The organism is Paenibacillus sp. NPDC058367, assembly GCF_042723305.1.
GTDB lineage: Bacteria > Bacillota > Bacilli > Paenibacillales > Paenibacillaceae > Paenibacillus_AQ.
This window is the reverse complement of record NZ_JBHXIZ010000010.1, coordinates 90,079-114,665: the sequence shown is the minus strand read 5'-3', so window position 1 is coordinate 114,665 and position 24,587 is coordinate 90,079. Positions and strand designations below refer to the sequence as shown.

At 41.8% G+C, this 24,587-nt stretch carries 18 protein-coding genes and 3 riboswitches; of the genes, 2 read left to right on the top strand and 16 right to left on the bottom strand.

The window, feature by feature from the left end:
- Nucleotides 1–306: 306 nt before the first annotated feature.
- From ACFWMP_RS30270 to ACFWMP_RS30225, 10 genes are all read right to left on the bottom strand, one after another.
- Nucleotides 307–1,116: a transglutaminase-like domain-containing protein gene (locus ACFWMP_RS30270; RefSeq protein WP_081383096.1), complete on the bottom strand. Its 810-nt coding sequence runs from the start codon at nt 1,114–1,116 to the stop codon at nt 307–309.
- Between the two features lie 13 nt (nt 1,117–1,129).
- Nucleotides 1,130–1,210, bottom strand: a riboswitch (cyclic di-GMP riboswitch).
- A gap of 108 nt (nt 1,211–1,318) precedes the next feature.
- Nucleotides 1,319–1,399: riboswitch (cyclic di-GMP riboswitch) on the bottom strand.
- Between the two features lie 124 nt (nt 1,400–1,523).
- A complete protein-coding gene (locus ACFWMP_RS30265) occupies nt 1,524–2,174 on the bottom strand; it encodes a class D sortase (RefSeq protein WP_379426040.1) in 651 nt (216 codons plus the stop codon).
- A gap of 34 nt (nt 2,175–2,208) precedes the next feature.
- On the bottom strand, nt 2,209–2,613 hold the full coding sequence (locus ACFWMP_RS30260; RefSeq protein WP_042184722.1) for a GtrA family protein: 405 nt from the start codon (nt 2,611–2,613) through the stop codon (nt 2,209–2,211).
- Nucleotides 2,603–3,583 (bottom strand): glycosyltransferase family 2 protein, encoded by a 981-nt coding sequence (locus ACFWMP_RS30255; protein ID WP_076285851.1) that lies wholly within the window; start codon nt 3,581–3,583, stop codon nt 2,603–2,605. The genes ACFWMP_RS30260 and ACFWMP_RS30255 overlap by 11 nt, the downstream gene beginning before the upstream one ends.
- A 100-nt stretch (nt 3,584–3,683) precedes the next feature.
- A complete protein-coding gene (locus ACFWMP_RS30250; RefSeq protein WP_379426037.1) occupies nt 3,684–5,462 on the bottom strand; it encodes a phospholipid carrier-dependent glycosyltransferase in 1,779 nt (592 codons plus the stop codon).
- Entirely contained in the window at nt 5,459–7,507 is a 2,049-nt protein-coding gene (locus ACFWMP_RS30245) for a glycosyltransferase 87 family protein (protein WP_379426034.1), read from the bottom strand. The genes ACFWMP_RS30250 and ACFWMP_RS30245 overlap by 4 nt, the downstream gene beginning before the upstream one ends.
- Nucleotides 7,504–9,483, bottom strand: a complete 1,980-nt coding sequence (locus ACFWMP_RS30240) for a hypothetical protein (RefSeq protein WP_379426032.1) — start codon at nt 9,481–9,483, stop codon at nt 7,504–7,506. Before ACFWMP_RS30240 ends, ACFWMP_RS30245 begins: the two co-directional genes overlap by 4 nt.
- Nucleotides 9,484–9,638: 155 nt before the next feature.
- Nucleotides 9,639–11,039, bottom strand: a complete 1,401-nt coding sequence (locus ACFWMP_RS30235; RefSeq protein WP_042184716.1) for an NCS2 family permease — start codon at nt 11,037–11,039, stop codon at nt 9,639–9,641.
- A 122-nt stretch (nt 11,040–11,161) separates the two neighbouring features.
- Nucleotides 11,162–11,261: riboswitch (purine riboswitch) on the bottom strand.
- Between the two features lie 187 nt (nt 11,262–11,448).
- A complete protein-coding gene (locus ACFWMP_RS30230) occupies nt 11,449–11,913 on the bottom strand; it encodes a hypothetical protein (RefSeq protein ID WP_379426030.1) in 465 nt (154 codons plus the stop codon).
- Between the two features lie 169 nt (nt 11,914–12,082).
- A complete protein-coding gene (locus tag ACFWMP_RS30225; RefSeq protein WP_042184712.1) occupies nt 12,083–12,817 on the bottom strand; it encodes a CPBP family intramembrane glutamic endopeptidase in 735 nt (244 codons plus the stop codon).
- A 284-nt stretch (nt 12,818–13,101) separates the two neighbouring features.
- Between ACFWMP_RS30225 and ACFWMP_RS30220 the strand changes: the two genes are divergently transcribed.
- Nucleotides 13,102–13,974 carry a helix-turn-helix domain-containing protein gene (locus ACFWMP_RS30220; protein WP_042184710.1) on the top strand — a complete coding sequence of 291 codons (873 nt, stop codon included), beginning with the start codon at nt 13,102–13,104 and terminating at the stop codon, nt 13,972–13,974.
- A 156-nt stretch (nt 13,975–14,130) separates the two neighbouring features.
- Here ACFWMP_RS30220 and pgmB read toward each other — a convergent pair whose 3' ends face one another.
- The 4 genes from pgmB to ACFWMP_RS30200 form a co-directional block, all read right to left on the bottom strand.
- Nucleotides 14,131–14,766 (bottom strand): beta-phosphoglucomutase, encoded by a 636-nt coding sequence (gene pgmB / locus ACFWMP_RS30215; protein WP_379426027.1) that lies wholly within the window; start codon nt 14,764–14,766, stop codon nt 14,131–14,133.
- A complete protein-coding gene (locus ACFWMP_RS30210; protein ID WP_042184706.1) occupies nt 14,763–16,463 on the bottom strand; it encodes a glycoside hydrolase family 3 protein in 1,701 nt (566 codons plus the stop codon). The genes pgmB and ACFWMP_RS30210 overlap by 4 nt, the downstream gene beginning before the upstream one ends.
- A gap of 29 nt (nt 16,464–16,492) precedes the next feature.
- On the bottom strand, nt 16,493–17,842 hold the full coding sequence (locus ACFWMP_RS30205; RefSeq protein ID WP_042184704.1) for a glycoside-pentoside-hexuronide (GPH):cation symporter: 1,350 nt from the start codon (nt 17,840–17,842) through the stop codon (nt 16,493–16,495).
- 206 nt (nt 17,843–18,048) lie between these two features.
- Nucleotides 18,049–20,583, bottom strand: coding sequence for a GH39 family glycosyl hydrolase (locus tag ACFWMP_RS30200; protein ID WP_379426024.1), 2,535 nt, complete (start codon nt 20,581–20,583; stop codon nt 18,049–18,051).
- 234 nt (nt 20,584–20,817) lie between these two features.
- Here ACFWMP_RS30200 and ACFWMP_RS30195 point away from each other — a divergent pair, with 234 nt between their 5' ends.
- Entirely contained in the window at nt 20,818–22,395 is a 1,578-nt protein-coding gene (locus ACFWMP_RS30195) for a carboxylesterase/lipase family protein (protein WP_379426022.1), read from the top strand.
- Between the two features lie 102 nt (nt 22,396–22,497).
- Here ACFWMP_RS30195 and ACFWMP_RS30190 read toward each other — a convergent pair whose 3' ends face one another.
- The gene (locus ACFWMP_RS30190; RefSeq protein WP_379426020.1) at nt 22,498–23,241 is read right to left on the bottom strand and encodes a GntR family transcriptional regulator; all 744 of its coding nucleotides are present in this window, start codon (nt 23,239–23,241) and stop codon (nt 22,498–22,500) included.
- 128 nt (nt 23,242–23,369) lie between these two features.
- Entirely contained in the window at nt 23,370–24,548 is a 1,179-nt protein-coding gene (gene deoB, locus ACFWMP_RS30185; RefSeq protein ID WP_379426018.1) for a phosphopentomutase, read from the bottom strand.
- Nucleotides 24,549–24,587 lie beyond the last annotated feature (39 nt).

The following is a 24,587-nucleotide window of genomic DNA, read 5'->3' as shown; positions in this document are numbered from 1 at the left end:
ATTTCACTTTCGTGATTTCCTACTCACTCGTTGTTCAGTTTTCAAAGATCAAGTTCTCGTTGGCGCCGTTTAATGTCTCAGCAGCAACTCTTATAATATACCATGTTGTTTTCAGTAATGCAAGCTTTATTTTTCGAAAGCCGTTTATATAACTCTCTCAAACATTGCCTGTACGCTGTCTAACAACGCTTAACTATAATAACCTATCTATTCATAGAAAAGCAACCCCTAATAGAAAAATAAACAACTAGCTTAATAATTAAGCTGGTTGTTTATTTAATAGAGTTATGAATCTAGCGATGCAAATTAATAGTATTTTGCTGCAGTATACTTACTTGAAGCCTTAATAAAATCCGTATTCTTCTTACTCTTCGCTGACGATGCATCTACCGTTGTATCAATAGTAACCCATTTCCCATCCATCAACACTTCATTCCATGCATGGTATTGCGTAACGTAGCTAGTATTCCCCATCACCAATTTAGCAGGCACATCTACACTACGCAGCATTGCGGCAAAAAGAGAAGCATAGTCATAGCAGATTCCTTTTTTAGTATTCAAAGTGTTGTTAATGTTCGGAATGTAATCTGTTGTTACGTTATTAGCAAGAGAATAATCGTATTGTACATTAGCAACTACATAGTTATAGATTGCCTTAACTTTCTCTTCATCTGTTGTTTTGCCTTTTGTAAGCTCTTTTGCCTTAAGGATCGCTTTATCAGAAGAACTCCATTTCACATTCTGTACGGAGCCCAAATATACGGAATTCGAGTCACTCATGGTTACGTCTACTACTTCGGAATATAACGCTTTGTATTTATTGCCGGTTGTGTTCTCAAGAACAGAAACCTTATAAGTACCATTACCTTGTTGTAAAGGGAAGTCCTCAGCTTGTCCAGAAGCATATAAGTTATATGTATAGCTGCTGTTGTCTTTAGTGATCATGAGTTTGATTCTTTTATCTTTCGGAATATCATAGTTAATTCCAATAACACCTTGAGCCACTTTCGATGTAATCAACCAGCTTGCATCTACACTTGCGGCTTGAGCTGTGCTTACCGGAACCGCAGTAATCAGTACGAACAGCGCCACCATCATAAAATAAACCTTTTTCACGGATAAAACCCCTTTCGGTAGCTGGCTGCCATCCTTTCGGGAAGGCCCTTTAGCTTTGCGTCCCTACCTTTCGATAGGTTTGCCGTTATCGTATAAGCTCTATCTGTTCTAATTTCACTAGACAAATTAACAGAATCAGTCCAAGTAGAAATATGAATCTAAGATTCTTATATATTTTATAAAAACAAAAAAAGCCTCTTCATTCGGTAACTGGCTGCCATCCTTACGGGAAGGCCCTTTAGCTTTGCGTCCCTACCTTTCGATAGGTTTGCCGTTTATCGTGTTTAGCTTTTATAGTCTTATACTACCATATTTATCCTCGTAAACAAGAACAAAATTGCTAGATTTACTATTATTTTATAGTTATTTCTCTGTATTTGAGTTTTCTTGTTATTTCTCGTCAACGATTAGGAAAGCTTGGCATGAACAATCAAACGATGTGTAGGATCTACTAGTGGGTCACACGTAATTAGAGTAAGAATTTTATCTTTGTTATTCCCGTCTAGAACAGACACATCACTAGGAAGTACAACAGAAATATCATAAACCTCGTAATTATAAGTCTGATCGCTAGTCTTTACCGTAATCGTATCCCCAATCACAACCTCATTCAGCCTGTTAAACAATCTGCCCGTAGTTCTAGCTCTATGTGCAGCTATTGCGGCGTTCCCTATTTCTCCTATTGGAGTTGTTTCTTTCATATGGGCCGCGGCATGCTTCATATTCGCTTTAGTAGCCCCATCTAATACAGGCAGCTTCAGATCGATCTTATCGATCTCAATTAATGCGATAACTTTGCCACCCACTTCAATTTCCGGTTCCGGCTTTTCTGTTTCTTGCGGCTGTGCTTGTGCATCTAGAGCTGATTCCTCCGCTAGTAGCTGAGTGACCTCGGCATATCTGCTCTTCAGATCAGGTGGTGGAGTACTTTCACTGGTGCTCAGTTCAGCCGATTCTAATAGCTTATCCTGCTGCCAGTCGTTATACCATTCGTTAGCTTTTGGATAGAGCATGATAAGGATCCCCGCCAGTATGAGCACATACGAGAATTTACGCATGATTTTCACCTCCGTAGATTGGTTCTACTGAACTTTAGAATACCCATTTACGACTTCCGAAGAAGTTAATGATCACCGTCACAAACGTTACTAATACCTTAGAGATCAACACTTGAATGCCTAGTTTGTCAGTCAACAGATGCATTAGCAACAGCGATATTCCGAGTACTACCAGATTCAGTACGATAAACTTCAGCAACTGCGTCTTATCAAACCCCTCTTTATTGCCACGGTCACGATCCTTGAAGGTTACTTTTTTATTCAAAATAAAGCTGTTCGCTGTCCCTGCACTATAAGAAATAACCTGTGCCAACGCATATACCATCCCAAGTGAGTTCAGTAATGTGAAGATTACGAAATCAATGAGGGTATTTACCAGACCTACAGCATTAAATTTGAGAAACTGTATGAAAGCAGTCCGAAAGTTCTTATCTGACATCTTTGTAATCCTTCCGGCGATCCACTTCTTCTTCGTTACGATATCCTATGGTCTCACTGACAATATACAACGGTCTATCCTTAGACTCGTCATAAATCCGTCCAATATACTCACCGATTACACCTAGCAGCATCAGAACGATACCGTTAAAGAGCAAATTGACCCCTACAATGGAAGCCCAACCTGGAACCGTCCATGAGGTGAAAAAGATTCTTTGAAACAATACGAAGAATAAATAGAGAAAGCTCGAGAAGGAAAGAAAGAATCCGACATACGTAGCAATCTTAAGTGGCTTATGCGAAAAGGAAGTGATCCCATCCAGCGCAAAACGAATCATTTTCTTAAGAGGATACTTAGTTTCTCCTGCAAATCGTTCTTCCCGCTCATATTCCACCATCGTCTGCTTGAAGCCGACCCAGCTCACTAAACCTCTGACATACCGGTTTTTTTCCTTGAGACCTCGCAAGACATCACATACCTTACGATCAATAAGACGAAAATCACCTGTGTCCGTGGGAATGTCTACACTTGTCATGCTGCTGAGCAATCGATAAAAGATCTTGGCCGTTACCTTTTTGAACATCGTTTCTCCACGGCGCTTCAGCCGCTTCGCATACACAACGTCATAGCCCTCTTTCCACTTCTCGATCATTTGCAAAATGACCTCCGGTGGATCTTGAAGGTCAGCGTCAATAACAACAACCGCTTGACCTTCGGCATAGTCCATGCCAGCTGTAATCGCTACCTGATGTCCGAAATTACGCGAGAAGTCAATTAGCTTGACGCATTCATCCCGATCACTGATCTCCCGAATCATCTGGGCCGAACGATCACGACTTCCGTCATTAACGAAGACTAGCTCATAAGTATCGCCGCATTCGTCCATTACTTTTTTCAAACGTTCGTAAGTAACGCTAATTACTTGCTCCTCATTGAACATGGGTACAATTACACTATATCTGGCTTTCACCTTTATTCCTCCTAAAAGCTTTATGGAGCGTTACATCTTTCTGTACTTCATAATAACGCTGTAAGCATAAACTTATTGTTATAAATATTTAAAAAAAATCTTAGAAAACCCAAGATGGGAACCAACGCAGCATATTCTTCACATAATCTCCGCTTACCTCCATCCCTGACAGGACAGGGTAGAACGCGACAAAGAGCAGTAAAGCAACAGCCACATAGACATAACTAACATAACGAGCCTCAGGATATTTACTATCTAGCAACTTCATTATATATACAATACCAAGAATCATAAAAGGCACCATAGCAAAATAATGGTAGATAAAGGTTTCCCTTGGGACAAGCATCCACGGAACATATTGTGAGAAAAAGGCAATCCAGATCATATAAAGGGTCTTATCTTTGCGTTTCAGTGTAATCCACAGTGTTGCCAGCATTGCGAAAATACCCGTCCACCAGATAAGCGGATTCCCCATAGTCACTATACTGCTGACCTGACCTTGCGGCAAACCCTCACTGCCACTGAAGAACCAGACGGGTCTCTTCATAAATGGCCATTGCCACCAGGAGGACGCAAAAGGATGTGTAGCTACAAGCTGACTGTGATAGTTGTACATGTTCTTTTGGGAATCAATCAAGCCTTTTATAGTAAAGCCCTCTGCGGATGCAGATAAACCCGGAACAAAAGATAAACTATAAATAATGACCGGTATGATTACGAAGAATGCAACACAACTAGCTAGCGTAATAATGGTATTCTTCCAGAACGAATTTACGGCTTCGCCACAGGTACCTAGCAGTTGCTTGTCTTTGATCTTGCCTTCCGCGAGCAAACGTCCCGATGCTTGGTATTCTCTGTAGCGCTCGAAGAGCGAGATAGCTAGCATAATGGCCAGCCCAGCTCCTCCGTACAATACAATCCACTTAGAGGCGACACCAATTCCGAAGAATAGACCGGACCAGAACAACGGAATTAGCGTTTTTCTTAAGGGCTGCCTGAAGAAATTCATAGTGTAATATCGCTGCATGAAATAAAACATTAACATGATGAAGAATACTCCGTATACATCGATCGTAGAGATTCTTGTTTGTGTGAAATGCATGAAATCCAGTGCGAACAATCCAGCTGCAAGTGCTGCGTATTTGCTCTTTTTAAAGAGACGTAGTGCCATTACATAAATGAGAGGCAGCATGGCAATCCCGAACAATGTTCCGATAATACGCCAGCCGAAAGGATTGACTCCGAACAGTTCCATCCCTACTGCGATCAATAGCTTGCCTAGTGGTGGATGCGTGTTCTCATAAGGCACAATCCCGTGTGTATATTCATAAGCTGTCCGTGCATGGTAGATCTCGTCAAAATAAGTGCTATTCATAAAGTTAGAATATTCAGGGATGAGCGACTGCTCGTCAAAAAGATTGGCAGGCTCTCCTCTTTTAGCGACTGCATTAGCATCCGGTGTAACACCGGCTATAGAAAGAGGTACTCTTTCACCTCCCTGCTCATAGAAGGCCATTTCATTTAAAGTGAACCCTGGAGATGTAACTGTAAACTTCACGTATCTTGCTGCAACGTTCAGAGGTTGGCTTTTCCAGATGAAGACATTCCCAACATCCTCGCTTACATCCAGTGGACTACTCCAGACCTCAGGGGATTCACTGAATTCGAGCTTAAACTTCCCGGTACCTACGCCACCGAAGATATTCACTCGTTCCAATTGTTTGCTCTGTCCTAGATCTACATAGAAGCTTTCACCGCTGGCAGCTGGCTCCCACAAGGTCTCTGGAGATTTAGTAGAACCTAAATTATATAAAGCAATTGCCGCGTAAACGGCAGTAATGGCAAGAATACATATCCAATCTATACGCTTAAACTTCATCGCTTAAGTCTCCCTCCCTTCTGGTGCGGTCTTATTTGCTCGACGACTTTAAGGTCTTCTTCATATTTTTCTTCAGGTGTTGGTGGTGCTGGAAGAGGCTTTACTCCCCCACGAACATACACGTCGTAACCAATGTAGAGCATGTATAGCAATAATGACAGGTTAGCAATAGAAGTAACCAAAACGATTCCATCTGCACCTGGATTTACACCTGCATTTAGATGGGTCAACGTATAAGCCACATTGATATACTGCGTTAAGCTGAATCCAAGGAATAGGAATAAAAACCTACGATCCCGACTCGCTATATAAGTGAACATACATAGAATAACAGCAGGGAACATATAACGTTCATGCATTTTGGTTCCAAGCACAAAAACTACTACAATGAGCGCCATACCGATAAAGTAGGATTTGGATAAATCCAAGCGATCTTTTTTGAAGGAATAAAACGTTGCTATGGCTACTGCCACTAAAATAAATATGAAGCCCCATACACGGTAAGTAATACCTAACCAAGTTAGGTCAAGAGATGACCACATCGGGTCAGTCAATGCATATAGATTAAATGCATTCACAGAAGAATAGGGATAGGAAGATAACGTACTCTTATACAGATTAATAAGGCCAACTAAACCACCGTTATTCCAGAAAAATGGTGCCGCGAGCAATCCGAATATCCCTAATCCGTACAAAGCTCCAAATCCAAGCTGCTTCCAAGCACGGTGATGATAGAAAGCAAACAATAATACCGGTGTGAATATTAACGCTTGTGGTTTAATTAAAGTTGCTATTGCAAACAAAATCGCGGATTGAACAAACTTTTTGTTCGCAGCGCCATAGATACTGAGCAACAGGAAAATCAAAAAGAATGAATCCGCTTGTCCCCACGCCGCTGAATTAACAAGCACCGCCGGATTAAACAGAAATAATAGCGTTAAGCCAAAAGCAATCCCTGAGCCGAGTTTTTTGCGGGACATTTGATATATGAAGTAACCCAATACCAAATCAGAAATAATCGCTGGCAGTTTGAATAGCAGATTCTCTCCACCCGAACCATGCGCAAAGCCAAATACACCGCGAATAAAACTAAGAATGTACAAAATGTACAAATAACCAGGAGGATAATCGGCAAAATACCCTTCTTCATAAAACTTGCCTGGACCTAAATCAACCATACGCTGACCCCAAGCTATAAAGGTATTCATGTCGTTCTGATAGCCTTGAGCAGTCAGACCAATCCAGACCCTTAGGATAAAAGCAACCCCGATGGCAATGCTCAGCCATTTGGAATAGACATTCTCAGGTTGCTTCATAAGCTTCTCACTGCGGAATGCCTTGGTATAAAGCACTGCAAAAAATACACTGAAAAGCGCTGAGATCAGCAGCATCTTGGTTGGAGATACCTTATGTGGGGTATCCGCTTTTTTGCCACCAGCATCCTGACTAACTGCTGCACTATCCAGAGAAATGACGTTGGCCCCTTCAGGAGCAGCGTCTAATTTTTCTACAGACAAATCATCAAAATAAGCTTTACCTTGAATCAAGCTGGAGTAGCCCCCCAAACTTGCACCTATGCCGAATTCTTTCTGCTTAGGTCCTGTCTGGCCTATGTATTCAAGATACTGCCACTCTCCTGCCGTATCCGTTACACTGGGATAACCCCCGCCTACTCCAACGGCAAGTATATTAGCACCCATTCCCTCGCCTGCGGTACTTACTACTTTGATCCATCCAGAGATTTTATAATAGCTGTCCGGCGTTGCCTTAATCGTCTGCACCCATTTCAAATGATTGGGCTCGATATTCTCAATGACTGCCGCTTTACTACCGGAGTGAACCTCGTCCGATTGGATTGAAAGTATGCCAGAGTTGTCTCCAGAAATCCACATATCCTTAGTCCAGTTAGAAGGAGCGTCCTCTCCTCCCTCCTCAAATCCAGGGTTCTGCAATAGATTTCCGTCTGCATAAATGCTTGTTACAGGAAGCAAAAACAATAACAGCATCAATACAGTCATTGCGGCCGTACGTGTACTCTTGATCATCGTTCCAACCTCACCTCGTCTATATTAATCCAGCCTTTACCGCCTTTAATAAAAATTTCAGTTTGCTCATTCTGACCGATAGATACCATTGGAAGTGTAAGCTCTTGATAAACCTCACTAGCAGGTATTTCAGCCTCCGCCCGCACTACGCCATTAACTCGGACGCCAACCCTTCCTTCTTCTCCACCAGCACTAACCATTATACCAAGCTTATATTCTCCAGGTTCTGCTATTCTGATAGATTGTGTAATCGTTTTGTCAAATCCCGGATCAAGATAGGCCAGATAACTTCCATTATAGGGATTATTGGTTGCCATACCCGTACCGGATGAGAAGCTCCAGCCTGATATCCCCTCTTCAAATCCTCCATTTGTAAATTCCGAGATTCCCTCTACTACCCCAGTCTTAGCGGTCACAACAGTATAGTTGGCAAAACGTTTAACCGAATAATTATCGCTTTCAGCAGGAATGGGATCACCATTCCACAAGATATATGTCGCTGTCTCTCCCGGAACTATGCTTGAATATCCAAATCTATATCTCCCAAAGGAAGACACCTGCTGAAATGCACCTCCAGGATTAGAATAATTAACGGTTGCTAAGAAATCATGGGGATTGATCTGCTCATAAAAAAGCACATAAATATAAGGCATATTAACTTTATCAGTCACGTAGATGTTCCCAGCACTCTCTTCAGAAGCATATTGTATAGCCTCACCGAAAGATTCATAGAAAGCTGGTCCTATCTCTTTAGGATAATCACGGAAATAAACTGTAGTGAATAGAACAAAAAATAAGCTAAAGGTTACAGCCGACAGAATTCCTAATACTTTTACTTTCTTGCTTAACCACATAAACCCTGCAACAATCAGCAAAATGATTGGATAGAAAATCACATTCATCCGATTAATGTTTACGTTCGTAACAAAGGTCATCAAAACGGAAACAAACAACCAAAGTAAAATAACGAGCAGTCCCGTCCGCTCACGACCACGGTTCCGTATTGTCGTTAACATAAATATAAGTCCTATAAGTACAAAGGGTAACGCAATAGGATACGCGTATCCATAAGGTGAAATCGAATTCCAAGGCAAACCATCAGATCCGCTAATTAATATCTTCAAAAATTCCCGGAAATTGCTTAATGCTGTATGTAATAGTTGCCCTCCGAATATAGAAGTTACCTGTTCCACACGCGGCGTTGTCAATCTCGGAATTGAGAACAATGGGGTCAAAATCCCCTCTAGCGACAATCGATTGATCATAATAAATAGGAAGATTGGGAGTGCCATTAATATAAACAGAGCACAGTTCCATAGAATGGCCCGAAGCTTTAGTGCTCTTGTATAGAATAGAAGAGTTCCAGCACCTAAAGCAAATATCGGCACAAAAAAATAGGATGTTCCATAGGCATAAAGTGAAAGGGCAAGCATAATTGTAAAGCCATAAGACCACTTCGGAATTTGAAATGATTTAAGTAACATATAAACGGAGAACAGAATCAGGGTGGGGAATAAATTAGATTCCAGTGCCCATCTTGACATCATAATATGCCAAGGATTAATTGCGATAAAAAACATCGCCACAATACCAGCAGTTCTGGAAGTAAATAGCTCTTTGGAAAGAAGATAGAATACGAGCATACCCAGTAGACCCATGATTAAGCTAACCGCACGTACAGACATTGGAGTAAGTCCGAACAATAATATGAAAGGCATTGATAAGTAAGCATAAAGTGCATTCTGTCCGCTTCCCCAAGCAATGAGGTGAATAGGTAAATGAATACCATTGCGGTCTATTCCATAATGAAGAATAGTGTAAGCATCATAACCTATAGATGCCTCATCCTGATTCAAGCCACCTGGAATCGAACCAAAGTAAAAAATGCGAATCACAGCCCCCAGCAAAAACAATAAGAGAGGCCAAGGATTACTTTTAAAATAAGAAGACCAATTGCTAAATCTTGTGGACAACATTCATCACCTCTTCAACAATATAATCTAAATATTGGATGATGGAAAGGAAGAACATCCAACAAGTTAAGTAGGAGAATACATAATCGAAAATAAAAAAAACGGCCCCTTCAGTAATGAAGGAGCCCAAGATGAATTTCAGAAATACTGTATATATGTTAGCCCTCGCTACCAAGGAATACATAACGGAGAACGATCAGGATCGCAAGTACCCACATCATCCAGTGAATATCGTATTTCTTCTTACCTGCAAGGTTAGCAACAGAAGCAAGGATTACATAAGTTACGATACCAAAGGAGATACCGTTAGCAATATTATAAGTGAAAGGCATGATTACAAGTGTTAGGAACGCTGGAATTGCAACAACCATATCTTGAAAATCGATTTGACGGATCGATTGTGCCATCAGCACACCTACGACGATCAATGCTGCGGCTGTAGCAGATCCAGGAATAAGAGCAACCACTGGAGCAAGGAACAATGCAAGCAAGAAACATACGCCCGTTGTTACAGCTGTAAGACCTGTACGTCCACCTTCAGCAACACCTGCCGCGCTTTCTACAAAAGCAGTAGTAGTCGAAGTACCCAGTGCCGCACCACCTGCTACAGCAACTGCATCGACAAACATCGCATTACCTACACGTCTATTACCTTCTTCAGGGTTATCCATAATACCTGCGCGTTGAGCCGTACCTACAAGTGTACCAAATGTATCAAACAACTCTACAAATGTGAAAGTTGCAATCGCTGAAACAATACCTGTGTGCAGGATACCATCCCAGTCAAACTGGAAGAAGTTCAATTGTGTGAAGTCAGGAACCCAAGGCGTTGCCGGACTGGACAATGCACTGAAATCAACTACACCCATCAGCATACCAGCGACAGTTGTTCCCAAGATACCGAATAAAATCGCACCTTTAACGTTCAATACCATCAGGATAGAGATTAGAAGAAGTCCGATAATTACCAATTGGACATTGGAATTCTCTAGGCTACCCATGTGAATGATAGTTTCAAAGGAAAGGACATCTGTGAAAGTGTTAGCAGGAATGTCTTTACCGGCTTCAACACCAATCGTCATAAGTCCACTGTTCTTAAGACCAAGGATCGTAATGAACATCCCGATACCTACTGTAATCGCATGTTTCAAGCTGTCAGGAATTGCAGTTAGTAAGATCTGTCGCACTCGAGTTACAGTCAGCAAGATAAAGATCAAACCGGAAATAAATACGGCTGTCAGACCCATTTGCCAAGTGAATGGATGCTCTGATGTGGCGGAAGATAGAATTACGGAAGCAAAATATGCGTTAAGTCCCATACCAGGTGCCAACGCCACTGGAAAGTTTATGAACACGCCCATTGCGATGGTGAAAATACCTGCTGCCAGCGCCGTCGCTAGAAATACAGAGTACCAGCCCATATCAATACGGCCAAATGCTGTTAAAGTACTCGGATTAACCGACAAGATGTAAGCCATTGCCATGAACGTGGTCAAGCCCGCCATGATTTCTGTACGAACTGTGGTGCCGTTCTCTTTCAACTTGAAAAACCGATTCAAATTGTTCTCCCCCTAAGGTATGTTGTGTCTGACAGCAACAAAAAGCCGGTATCTGTTAGACACCGGCTCGAAAAAAAGAGTAGCACCCAGGACCATAGCCCTAAATCCAGGACAATGCGGGTTGCTCTGCTCTTCTTAATCGTAGCCAGGTCATTACGGTGACCTCGTAGAAACTTCCAGGCCAATTCCCGGAAATATACGAAAGAATTATGTTGTTGTGCTCTATCATTTTAGGTGGATAGCACGTGAGTTGTCAATGATAAAAAACGAACATTTTCGACTTTATTTTTTCCATTGTTCGTAAATCATGCATTTTCATGCTTTTATCTATCTTCAAACTCGCTCTATCAATGCAGCTTATTAACTATCCAACCACTTTTTATATGGGTATTTTTTACTATGTTTCTAATTATTTATTTCTGGTGTACTGATAACTATGCCAAGAGTTGGCTAAATGCCCTATCGTTAAACAAACTACTGCAATACTCAGCCAAATGGATTTGCCCCAAATCGCTGCCAATCCGAATGCACATACTGGGAGGACTGCCATCGGGATCGGAATAATTCCTAAAGGGTCCCATAACAATTTATATTGCCTCCCCTTAACGAAATATCGAATCCAAAGACCATAATAAATAGCAATCAACAAGACAATAAAGACAGCAATTACGCCAAACTTTACCTGTTGAAAGTTATCCTGTGACATCGCAAGAATACCTATACAACCCAATTGTCCTGCTCTCTCCAAGAGGGTATAGATTGGTTCTGCATCTCGCAAACCCGAAGGTACATTTTCAGGTGGAAACTTAATCATTAGCAAACTTGGAGCAAGAAGGATTAATGCCATTAGTGTGCCGAGAAGAGAAAATCCCATGTTAATTTCTCCCTATGATAGATTTTTCCCATTTTATCACATTCATATTGAGCAGCTATATAGCGTCTATCACATTTTTTTGAATACAAAAAAAACCTGCAGCCCCTTCTTCAATAAGGAGTTGCAGGTGTTTGTTAAGACTCTATCGCAAAAAATCCTTTGAGAAAAATTAGCGAGTGGATGCCCAAAAGGCCAAAGCAAACATTGTCCAGTCATTCATCACGTGCACTATAAACGATGTCCATATATTTTTAGTCTTAAGATATGGATATAGCAGAACGATCCGTGCAATACCAATACCGAGAATAGCTTGGACAATATTCCAATTATACGTTGGTAAATGGTATGCCCCAAATAAAATAGCTGAAACTATGCAGGCTAAAATTATAGCAGACTTTCTACTCATCTTAAGTTTCTTAACTCCAAATGATAGCACGACCAAGAATGGAAGTATCGTGATTAATTCTTCACCAAACAGCATCGGGATCGTTCTCAAGAAGAACGGAATTGCATCAGCAAAATTACCATTGAAACTATCGGTTGCGGGATTAGCGCTCGTACTAAACAATTTCGTAATAAGGAAACCGACAATACCTGTCACAATCAAATTCGCAACGTAAGTTCCAAGAATCAAAAGAATATCTTTAGCTACTAATTTTCTGAATAATGATGTCCATTGACTTCGTGCCACAAAGATTACTGCTGCTAAAGGAAAAATCACATTCATAAAGGGCTGTACATTGGGACCTCCAAACATAATAAGAAACAGAGCAAAACCAACCGCGACAGAAACGAGAAAAATGAGGCTGCTCTTCAAATTTAGACTAGGCGATGACAGTTCACTGTAGAACGGGAAATCATCATTTTTACGCTCAAATCTGAAAAAATCACTTTTATTATTCATAATAAATCAAATCCTTCCAAGGAAATATAGAACTTATGCTTCCATTAATCCATCTAACGTACTTACATCATAATTGCTTTTATGTCCCATTTCGACAAAGGTCTTATAAATAGGACCTTAAATTGAAGAAATTTCCAACGGATTCGATTTATTTACTAATATTTCCAATCAGCTCAAAACACCACAATGAGCAGACTTTCAAATATCAAAATTTCGTAATCAAATTAGATTCTCTCTGAAATATAATAAAAGCTCACGATTTCAATAAGAGGGTGGCGAACGAATTGAATACCTACGGTGAGGTTGTTCGAAATATACGGACCAATAAGGGATTAAGTCAAAAAGAAGTGTATTTAGATATTATCTCGAAATCATATGCCATTGAATTTGAAAAAGGAAACCATGAGATCACATTAAGGCTGTTAGAACAAATTTTAAATCGACTTATGATGGGGATTGATGAGTTTTTCTACATTTATAGAGGTTATAAACTATCTAAACACGATACATTTACCAACAAATATTCCAAAGCCGGAAACAATAACGATCTCGAAGCATTAATTGAGATTTATCAAGAACTACATCAGAGGGAGGATCTGACCTCAAAAATTCATCTGGCAGAAGTCAGGTCTCGTATAAGATTATTGAAGCACTTTAACTTGACGGGTCAGTTTGAGAAGAATGTCATTTTGACAGAAGATATCGAGACGATCACTAACTATCTCAACAATCTCCAATCCTGGACCCTCCAAGAAATGCAGCTGTTCACAAATACTTTAAATTACATAGATTACGATCAAAGAGATATACTCTTTCAAACGCTTATTAAGTCTATGAAAAAATATGAAGCCCACGAACGCGGACGAGATGTCATATGTGTAATGCTAACCAATATGATTTACGAATTAATTATGATCAATCAAATAAGCTATGCAGAGATCTTACTAGAGAACTTAAATAATATTAGCAGTCCTCAATATCAAACGCTGTTCTTTAAGATTGTATATAAGTATTATAACGGTCTAATTAAAATTAAAAGAAACAGTAAAGAAGAAGGAACGAAGCTTGCTCAATCAGCAATCGATGTATTATATGAATTTGGCGAGCCCTATCAAGCTAAAACATTAGAGTCTATATTGTCACAGATCTTACAATAGAGTTTTAGCAAAAGTCCAGTATTTAAGACTTTCCAGCTAGTTGGAAATACATAATAATCTAGTAGAACTTAATTTATAATAAAAAAAGTCGAAAACCCTAAACTACAAGGTTTTTCGACTTTTTAAGTCTATTCCCACTTCATCATTACTTTGTATTTAGATCAGCTTGAGCAGTTGATCTATTCGTTGAAGCGTAAAGGTCGCTTCCTTGCTGTTCACCGCGTCACCTACCGCCGCAACTTCCATTCCTGCATGGACGCCTGCTTGCACTCCGGCTACCGCATCTTCGACAACCAGGCATGCGGATGCATCACATTCCAGCTGACTTGCCGCGAGCAAAAATACTTCCGGGTCCGGCTTGCTTCTTGAGATTTGATTACCGTCGACTACGACGGCGAACCAATCTAACAAGCCTACTTGTTCAAGAATGAACCGCGCATTCTTACTGGAGGACCCTACAGCGGCGGCGACCCCCTTCACCTTTAATCCTTCCAAGGTCTCCGTTACACCGGGTAAGATGTCAGCAGGTGAAAGCTGCTCCAGAAACTTACGATAAATCGTATTTTTCTCCTCTGCTAACGATTGCTTCTGCTCATCTGTAAATTGTTTGTCCGAAGCACCGGATAAAATAATATCCAGACTCTCCATGCGACTCACACCGCGCAATCGGTTATTGACACCCTCATCGAAAGGAATGTTCAGCCGATCTGCTATTTGCTTCCAAGCCTTATAATGAAAATGATCCGTCGATACCAGTACACCGTCAAGGTCAAATATAACGGCACGCATCATAGTCTGGCTTCCCAATAGCCGCAGAACGGATCGACCGGATTGGTTCCTTTAAATTCAGATTTGCCTTGGATTTTGTCAACGATCGCATTCAAGGAATATTCATTTCCTGAGTATGCATTGATGAACGTCGGAATACGCGGCACATCCTGCAAATGGAAAGGGTTCGCCACGGATACGAACATCGTTGGCAATTCTTTAATAAACCATGGAATATCCCCACCATATGGCGGTGTATAGTTAATACGCAGATCTGTCTTATTACTCGCTGTCGCGTAGTTCGCGAAGTAAAGCGCGAAGTCATATTGTTTCACATAATCCCGAACCGACATGAACATGGCTTGCATGTCCATCGGATCATGGACGGTAACTTCAAATCCAGCATTCCGCAGCTTCTCTACGAATGGCTTATGGGTTCCTCCCGCGGAGAAGCTTCCTTCCTCATCACCTAACACGACGAGCAGCATTCTCTTATGCGTTTCCGGTGTAACCGGTAGTAATTGCTGCGTATCTTTCACTAATGTTACGGATTGGTCGGCGCAAGCCTGTGCCCATTGGTGATGTTGCTCAGAACCAATGACCGCTAAAGCTGACTCATCAGGAACCAAGGTATTCGTACGAGCTTGCTCATGCAATCTTAAAGATGCCTTCAAGCCAAGAATACGCGTTACAGCTTGGTTCAAGCGTTCTTCCGTCAGAATGCCGTTACGAATGCCGCTTAGCATATACTCTAGATCTTCCTCGAAGTTCCGATTGAAGAGGAAGATATCGCATCCCGCAGCAATCGCTTTTGGTACAGCCAGCTCACGACGTTCTGCTATTGTAAATCCGGCCATTAACGTGGCATCACTGACGATAACACCGTTAAAGTTCAGCTTCTCGCGCAGCAAATTTTGTAGAATTTCTGACGACAACGAACTTGGAAGCAAATCCTCATCCTTTAATTGTGGATTAAAATGACGTTGATAGGCTGGCTGCATAATGTGTCCGACCATGACCGTATTAGCACCTTCATCAATTAACGTCTGATATACATGTCCAAAAGTCGCATCCCACTCTTCTGTGGAGAGTGAATTTATAGATGTCAGTAAGTGCTGATCCCGATCATCGACCCCGTCACCCGGAAAATGCTTAATCGATACCGCCATACCGTTCTCGTGGGCTGCCTTCATGTAAGCAAGTCCCATATCAAGCACGGTCTCTGGACGATCGCCGAAGGTACGAACATTCGTAATCGGATTGCGGAAATTCATATTAATATCGACAATTGGTCCAAAGGACCAGTTCAATCCCACGGCTCTTCCTTCACTACAAGCCACAGTCCCTAGCTTATACGCCATATCCGGATCATTTGTAGCCGCCACTTGAAGCTGCTTCCCGAAGTAAGTGCCTTCCGTTGCAACCCCATCTCCCCCATTTTCCAGGTTCGCTGCGAGAAGCATCGGTATCTTACTGTTCTCCTGCATGGCTTTATGCGCTGAGCGGATCTCTTGCGCTGGACCCGGACGATACATTAATCCGCCTGGCTGGTATTTTTTCACCATATCGATCAAAGCCGCGTTGTCACCCATCCCTACCGGGCAAAAGAGCTGTCCGACTTTTTCTTCTAACGTTAAGCCTTCTAATGTTTCTTGTACCCATGTAATATCTTGTTCGTTCAGGTTAAATGGTTTCTTCGTCAAATCTACTTGATGTAGCATATTGTTTTCTCCTCTCGATATCATTGAATTTATAATGCAATGTTATTGCGTGCTTTCAAATCTGCTAGCATTTGACTCTCATCTTTATCTAAGGTATAGAACAATAGTGCGATAATGGCTAAGACGTAACAAACAATAGGAATCCAAATAAAATTTAGTTCGATGGCCCGCAATGCCGAAGCCGTCTGCACTGCTCCCGCTTTATAACCGCTAAGTCCAAGCATCCAGGCGGATAACGCGCCGCCAATACCCATACCGAACTTTACACCGAAGCTTGAGGAAGCTGTCAGCAAGCCTTGTGCACGAACCCCTGTTTTCCACTCGCCGTAATCCACGGTATCCACGATCATAATGAACAACAATCCGCCTGCAAAACCGCCACCAAGACTAACAACGACACTTCCAGTTATTAGTAATGTGATGCTGCTCGCTTGATCTCCCATGAACATGATCAGCTGACCGATAATTGAAACGATTAATCCGAATATCATGATATTCCGTTTACCTAATTTTTTGGTTAAGGACGGCACGATGACTAAGGTCAAGATCATGACTAGGTTCAAGCCCATTACCATTGGAATCAGGTCAGGTCTTTCAATTTTATACGTGAAATAGTAGGTTGTCGTCTGGGTCTTCATGATGTTCGCCACCCAGAAAATAAAGTTTATAAACAACATGATTGCCCACGGCCAATTGCCTTTGATCGCTTTCATGCCCTCTTTGACCGGTAAAGATTTCTGAGAAGAAGCGGATACTACACGCTCTTTCGTATTGAAGAATGCATTGATGAACAGCACAAATGCAATTGATGCAAAAATGATCATCGTCCAGGTAAAGCCTTTGGCATCATTGCCTTGCCCTAATTTATGAACAATCGGCAATGTAAAGGTCGTTACGGCAATGGTCCCTACCATGGCAAACAGGACACGAATCGTACCAATAACCGTTCTCTCTTGCGGATCACTCGATAGACTGGGCAGAATAGAAGTGACCGGCAAATTGATACCTGCATATAGAATCCCTAACAGGATATAGGTCACGTAAGCGTACACAATTTGTCCCGACGGACTAATATCCGGTACAGAGAACGTTAGCACAGCGATAACGGAAAATGGCAAGGCTAACCATAGGAACCATGGACGCGATTTTCCCCATCTGGTATTTGTCTTATCGATCATGATCCCGAAGAAAGGGCTGTCAAAAGCATCGATAACCCGGGCGATTAAAAATAATGTACCTACAGCAGCCGCACTCATTCCGATCGAATCTGTGTAGTAGAACAACAGATAGGTTGTTACTACTTGAAAGACGAGATTGGATGCAGTATCGGTAAGTGAATAGCTGATTCGTTCAAACCATGGTACTTGTTTGGTTGACATATGTGTTTACCTCCTGCTCATTATCATGCTTTCATTATAGTAAGCGCTAACAACAATAACTTCCCGCTATTTATCCCTGTTCCATCGCAAATTTAACCTCTTTGAAACCTACTTAAGCTTTGTGGAATTGTAGTAAGGTCAAATATGAACCTGTCAGAGGACAAAAAAGACCCCTACATGCCTGCTAGGGGTCGATTTATCATAGATTAGATTCTTTTCATTTCATACAATTGGACTTCATGCGGTGAAAGTTCTGCTTTGAGATTAAATTGCTGATCGATGAGTTGAACGAAAATTTCCCGTTTCGGAAGACTTACACTCCTTAGATAGGAAATATCCTCCGAATAAAGATGTACGGGGTGTCCCATGTCCACCCAACGATCGTAGGAGCTGCCCCATTGGCGGTTCAACACTGTTTTGCGAATCTGATAGCTGCCTGGCGCAAGGCCCAACAATTCCAAGGTAAGCTCGAGCGGATCGTTATGCTTGAAAATGCGATAGCGATCGTATTCATTCAAATGAGAGACGTCATTACGACGATACAAGGCATCTGTATGTACATAATGGAATAAGAGCACCTGAATCTCATTTCCTTGTCTCGTAATACAATAGTTCTCGCCGCGCTGGATCATCTCAGAACCTAATTTGGCAAGCATTTGATAAGCGTGATAAGCAGCTTTCTCAATCCCGTTGTTCGTCATCAGCCCGAGTCCGCCGTGAAACACTTGATTCGGCACAAGAAACTCTTCCAGAAAATCTGTACTCGTCCAATAACAAAGACTATCCACTTGGTCGATCGTATCGATGACGTTCTTCACGATATAAGCGGATTGATAGCATGTATCATGAATCAAGTCTCGTTGGTTACCGCTCGAATTCCACTCCGTCAAGTGAATTTCCTTGATATTTGCTCCGGATTCAACAACTATATCACGCGCTTTGACGATTACTTGCGATAAATAATCTTCAGCCGCCGACAGTGTCCAATATTTCGACATTTCCTCTGCCGTCCAAACGAATTCCTCCGACATCCCCCCATCGAGCTGCATGGCATCGTAAAAAATCTGATCGAACGGGTAGCTATGGAACGATATAAAGTCGGGCAAACAATGGTTTTGCATGCAGAAGTACAGAAAATCCTGTAACCAAGTATCATTAAGAATCGTTGGAGACAACAAGCTTGGCCCCCCCATTCTAAGCTTGGGATACTTCCGGATCACTTCATGGGTTGCCTGATAGAAGGTGAAATACTGCTCTTGAGTCCCGCTCCAAAAGGAGATGACATCAGGTTCATTCCATACTTCAACATACCAAGTAGTCACCTCTTCAACGCCGTATCGCTCGATACAGTGGTCCAGCAGTGCTTCGACGAGCCCCATCCAGCGCGTTAATTGATTGGGATAGCTGACATTGCTCTTTTTCACGAAAATTGTCGCATCACCAGACGCCAGCTTCGAAGGCATAAACCCAAGCTCGATGAACGGCTTCAGGCCTATGCTCAGGAAAAAGTCAAATAGCTGATCCACATAAGTAAACAGATAATACGGCTCGCCTCGTCCGTTCTCATGATACACCATCATCTCGTCGTCGAAGATGCCATGAAACCGGATATAGGAGAACCCGATATCCTTCTGAAGCTGGATGAGCTGCCGCTGCACCTCTCCGAATAAACCCTCTTTCGCTTTGCCAATCGAAGTCAATTTTCGCCAAGTATGCATAAGTGGCGTTGAATTATTTACATCGAGGTGGATGCTCTCTGTCTTTACGACCATTTTATCTTGCATAATAAAGTTGGATTCCTGAGATTCGCTCGGCAAATATTTGAATAGCTCCTTGAAGGCATCCTGTTGATTCATTTCCAGATAATTAGGAGTCTTCGATGCTCTGGCATTCGCATAAGCGGACATATCTCCCGCGCGCTTCGCACGATACTCTCTCGGTGTTGCTCCGTAAAACTCTTTGAATACCTTATTAAATGATTTGATACTGGGAAATCCGTTATTCAGCGCCACTTGGGTGATCGTTAAATCACTGTAATTCAATTCATCTAAAGCATGCTCCAGACGCACACCGTTAAGGTATTGAGAGAAGGTCGTACCCAAAAACTTTTGGAAAAATCGAGACAAATAGTGCACCGACAAAAATTCTTGCTCAGCAATCTCTGTTAAAGAGATCGGCTTCGCATAATTATGTTGAATGAACTCGGTAATGGCCAAGAGGCGATCCATGAACTTCACATCGGATGATGCATCTTTGCCCTGCAAAGGCTTGGAATAATATTTAACAAGATACGCCATGAGCCGGAACAATAAACCTTTCAGCTCCAGTTCATAACCCAGTGCTTGTTTCGTATACGTCAGCATCATGTACGCCAACATCTGCCGGATCGGATCGAACTCGATCTGATGCTGATGGTCGTATAGATAAGAATCACAATGGAACTGCAGCTCTTTAATTACTGTAAACTGCTCTTCTATATAAGAATGAGACACCTGCAGCGCTAAGATCAAGCTGTTCTCATCGCCACTGATCGAATGAACCTCCTTCGAATTAATAACGGTAATGGCTGATTCGTGCAGAAGATGCCGCTCTTGTTGCCGAAACAACTCGATCGTGCCCTTCAGGACAAAAATAATCTCTAAATTTTCATGCCAATGCATCTGCACATGATTCGGGCGATGAAGCAATAACCGGAACGGAGTATAACGATTGGTTGTGATGACCTCATAGGTAGTTTTCATATGGACATTATTCCACATTTTTTTCGTACTTAGCAATCAGCTTGAGGGTGGTGATGATTTCTGTTGCATAAGGGAATCTTGACTTTTTTATCATGATTATTTTCTTATCCTGAGACCAGACCTGCTGACCTCCAGAAAAGAAGCAAAGAATAAGGATAAAGCAGATAAGTTTCCTATATTTTTCACTATCCTACTTTTATTATAATGGGGCTATCTGATGTAAGGAGGATTTCCATGATGACAGCAAAAAATTTCGTATGTTCCTCAGCAGAACCCATTGTACAGACCAAAGCTGGAAAAATGAGAGGCTTTCAGGTCAACGGCACTTATACCTTTCAAGGGATAAAGTACGCAGATGCCAAGCGCTTCCAGATGCCCACAGAGGTAGCGCCTTGGGAGGGAATTAAGGATGCACTCGCTTACGGTTATGTGTCTCCCATGTTAACCCAGGATCAGCCCGTCATGGAAGTGCTGGTTCCTCACCGTTACTGGCCTATGGATGAGAATTGTCAGTATCTGAATATCTGGACTCAGAGCCTTGAACCGCAGGCCAAAAAACCTGTTATGGTATGGCTGCACGGGGGCGGTTTCGCAGCTGGCTCTTCTATTGAACAGGTAGCTTATGAAGGAGACAAGCTTAGCGAGTTCGGCGATGTGGTCGTAGTAACCTTAAATCACCGATTGAATATTCTGGGATACATGAACCTGTCTGCTTTTGAAGATAAATACGTCAATTCCGCTAATGCCGGAAATGCCGATATGGTAGCAGCTTTAAAATGGATTCAGGAAAACATTACAGCTTTCGGCGGCGACCCGGACAATGTGACCATCTTCGGACAGTCTGGTGGCGGTATGAAGGTATGGACACTAATGAATACTCCGGCAGCAGACGGCCTGTTCCATAAGGGCGTTATCCAGAGCGGATTAATTGATGGTTTTTTGGACACCAGCAAGACCGATAGCACCGCCATTGTAAAGGCACTGTTGGCAGAGCTTAATTTGGGCGAGGCCGAAGTAGAAAGATTGGAAGCGGTTCCTTATCCTCAGTTAGCTGCAGCTTATAATAAAGTTGCACCAGCGCTTGCAATGCAAGGGGAATACATTGGCGGCAATCCTATGCCTAATGAATTCTATATAGGCGATCCAAGAGAGGTGGGCTTTACCGAGCATGCAAAGACCATTCCGGTATTGATTGGTAGCGTATTTGGTGAGTTCGCTTTTGGTCCCGGTGTTTCTAACAAGCAGGACGTGTCTGAGGAAGCCACCATGGAGATGCTGACTCAAAAGTATAGCAGTCATACGGAGAAGCTTGTCACACAATTTAGGGAAGCATATCCGGATAAACACTTGTCCGACCTGCTATTCTTAGATATCTTCTTCCGTATTCCAACCAAGGACTTTATTGAGAAGAAATCCGTACACGAGGAAGCTCCTACCTACTCCTACTTATTTGCTTATGAATTTCCTTTTGAGGGCGGCAAGATAGCATGGCACTGCGCTGAGATCCCTTTCGTATTCCATAATACGAAACGCGTTCCCGTGTGCCTCATTCCGGGAGTTTCCGATCGGATGGAGGAGCGCATCTGTGGGGCATGGGTAAGCTTTGCACGCTATGGCAATCCTAACATCCCTTCCCTTCCCCAGTGGCCGGCATGTAAACCGGGAGATGAGGCTACCATGATTTTTGACCGCAACTGTGTAGTAAAGCATAATTTTGATCATGCATTGATGGATACTTTATTGAAAACGAACCCGAAGCTGCCTTTCCTGCCAAACAATGAGGCCGAAGAAGAAGGATTTATTTTGCATTAAGCAATCCCCCTTGAAAAACTCTTTGATTCGGGTCAAAAAAACTCCCTTCTGTCTGCTAAATGTCGCAGATAAAAGGGAGTTTTTCTAATCCATTATTATTGGTTAACCTTTAGACATATTTAATTTTAAATTTGAGAACTGCTGTGGGATATAAAATTTATTATACATTAACGGATAATCTGGCTCTGTTTTGTCGTAAAGGGTTTCTAGTAGCAAAAAGCACTCGTTCTGCCCCATTAATTTATCTTTCCGATCTGCTAAGTTAACGGTATGCGTATATTTTATTTCAATATTCCCATGGTTAGCATCTACATAAGCCTGATTCTCTAGAAAATCCAGCATTCTCTCTTTACTATCAAGATCCAAAGATAACCTCTCTACTGTTTGCATAGACATAAAAGTAAAAGCGTAAGCATGTAGCTCTCCTCCTGCTCTATACAAACGTTCCAAAGCTACAACTGTAGCTGATTCTCTTCTTAATACTTGTTTGGTATGTTCCGTTTGCGGGTCCAGCCGATAATGTAGATCTACTTGGTCAAATGCGCTTATATGACATTTATGCATGGGGTTGCTCAGTTTCTCTAATTGAGTATCCTCTTGGTTAAAAGAAGATTCAAGTACAAAGTTCCCCTTACCACGAACATTTCTTACTAATCCATCATCTTGCAAAAGAACTAAAGCTTGCCGTAAAGTAGCGCGACTAACCCCTAGTTTTTTGGCTAAATCCGGTTCTGAAGGAAGCTGGCTACCTACGAGGTATTCTCCTTTGTTAATCTGAAGAAGAAGCTCATCATATACATTGATATAAAGCGGCCGTTTCAATTTATCTAGTTTATGCGTGTTCATTCATCTGATGTCCTTTTCTCCCCATTATGACACATCATTTTTCAAGCGACAAGGAATGTCATTCTCTGCTTCAATCGCAACATAAAAACCTCCAAAAAGAAACTTTGGAGGTTTTTATGTGATATCAATTATTTAAGAAATGGCAGGAAAGACTCACCGTTGTCTGGCATATCAACATCAAAGTTATCTGCTATAGTCGCACCGATATCAGCAAAGGTATCATGCTCAGGTAATGCCCCACTGTCCTTTAATTGCTTGGAATAGACTAGGACAGGAATAAACTCACGAGTATGGTCTGTACCAGGGAAGGTTGGGTCATTTCCATGGTCAGCCGTAATGATTAACAAATCATCTTCTCGGATGGAATCGAATACCTCATCTAATCGTTTATCGAATTCCTCTAATGCTCTTCCATAGCCTTCCGGATCACGACGATGACCGTATAAAGCATCAAAATCAACTAAATTCAAAAAGCTCATTCCAGTGAAATCTTTCTTAATTACATCAAGCAGTTTATCCATACCATCCATATTGTCTTTTGTACGAATGGATTCTGTAACGCCTTCACCATCGAAAATATCATTGATTTTACCAATGGCGATGACATCATAACCTCCGTCTTGCAAGCTATTCATAACCGTTTTATGAAATGGTTTCAAGGCATAGTCATGACGATTGGAGGTTCTCGTAAATTTCCCGGGTTGGCCTACATAAGGTCTGGCAATAATACGACCAATTAAATAGGCAGGGTCTTTGGTGATTTCCCGAACCTTTTCACAAATATCATATAACTCTTCTAATGGGATGATTTCTTCATGAGCTGCAATTTGCAGAACCGGGTCAGCAGAGGTATAAACGATCAGATCCCCTGTTTTCATTTGATGCTCGCCATATTCATCAAGAATAGCCGTTCCACTTGCAGGTTTATTCGCTACTACTTTTCGGCCAGTTATGTCCTCGATCTGTTTAATTAATTCGTCGGGGAATCCATTTGGATACACATTAAAAGGTTGATCAATATTTAAACCCATGATCTCCCAATGACCTGTCATTGTATCTTTCCCGACTGATTTTTCCTGTAATTTAGTATAATAAGCAAGTGGTTTCTCAGCTTTTGGAACACCCAAGATTTCTTCAATATTGGACAGACCCAATTTGGCCAGGTTGGGCAGATTTAATCCATTCATATGTTCTGCAATGTGTAATAGGGTATGGGAGCCAACATCGTTAAATTGATCCGCGTCTTTTCCTTCTCCAATGCCTACTGAATCCATGACGATTAAATGTACACGTTTAAATTTCTTCATTCTACTCTCATCCCTTATCTAGTAATTAAAAATAATATA

What these genes read in the sequence shown, in the direction of transcription:
- ACFWMP_RS30265 (WP_379426040.1), bottom strand. Translation starts at nt 2,174, where the DNA reads ATGCGTAAATTCTCGTATGTGCTCATACTGGCGGGGATCCTTATCATG.
- ACFWMP_RS30260 (WP_042184722.1), bottom strand. Translation starts at nt 2,613, where the DNA reads ATGTCAGATAAGAACTTTCGGACTGCTTTCATACAGTTTCTCAAATTT.
- ACFWMP_RS30250 (WP_379426037.1), bottom strand. Translation starts at nt 5,462, where the DNA reads ATGAAGTTTAAGCGTATAGATTGGATATGTATTCTTGCCATTACTGCC.
- ACFWMP_RS30245 (WP_379426034.1), bottom strand. Translation starts at nt 7,507, where the DNA reads ATGATCAAGAGTACACGTACGGCCGCAATGACTGTATTGATGCTGTTA.
- ACFWMP_RS30240 (WP_379426032.1), bottom strand. Translation starts at nt 9,483, where the DNA reads ATGTTGTCCACAAGATTTAGCAATTGGTCTTCTTATTTTAAAAGTAAT.
- ACFWMP_RS30230 (WP_379426030.1), bottom strand. Translation starts at nt 11,913, where the DNA reads ATGGGATTTTCTCTTCTCGGCACACTAATGGCATTAATCCTTCTTGCT.
- ACFWMP_RS30225 (WP_042184712.1), bottom strand. Translation starts at nt 12,817, where the DNA reads ATGAATAATAAAAGTGATTTTTTCAGATTTGAGCGTAAAAATGATGAT.
- pgmB (WP_379426027.1), bottom strand. Translation starts at nt 14,766, where the DNA reads ATGATGCGTGCCGTTATATTTGACCTTGACGGTGTACTGGTATCGACG.
- ACFWMP_RS30210 (WP_042184706.1), bottom strand. Translation starts at nt 16,463, where the DNA reads ATGCTACATCAAGTAGATTTGACGAAGAAACCATTTAACCTGAACGAA.
- ACFWMP_RS30205 (WP_042184704.1), bottom strand. Translation starts at nt 17,842, where the DNA reads ATGTCAACCAAACAAGTACCATGGTTTGAACGAATCAGCTATTCACTT.
- ACFWMP_RS30200 (WP_379426024.1), bottom strand. Translation starts at nt 20,583, where the DNA reads ATGAAAACTACCTATGAGGTCATCACAACCAATCGTTATACTCCGTTC.
- ACFWMP_RS30195 (WP_379426022.1), top strand. Translation starts at nt 20,818, where the DNA reads ATGATGACAGCAAAAAATTTCGTATGTTCCTCAGCAGAACCCATTGTA.
- ACFWMP_RS30190 (WP_379426020.1), bottom strand. Translation starts at nt 23,241, where the DNA reads ATGAACACGCATAAACTAGATAAATTGAAACGGCCGCTTTATATCAAT.
- deoB (WP_379426018.1), bottom strand. Translation starts at nt 24,548, where the DNA reads ATGAAGAAATTTAAACGTGTACATTTAATCGTCATGGATTCAGTAGGC.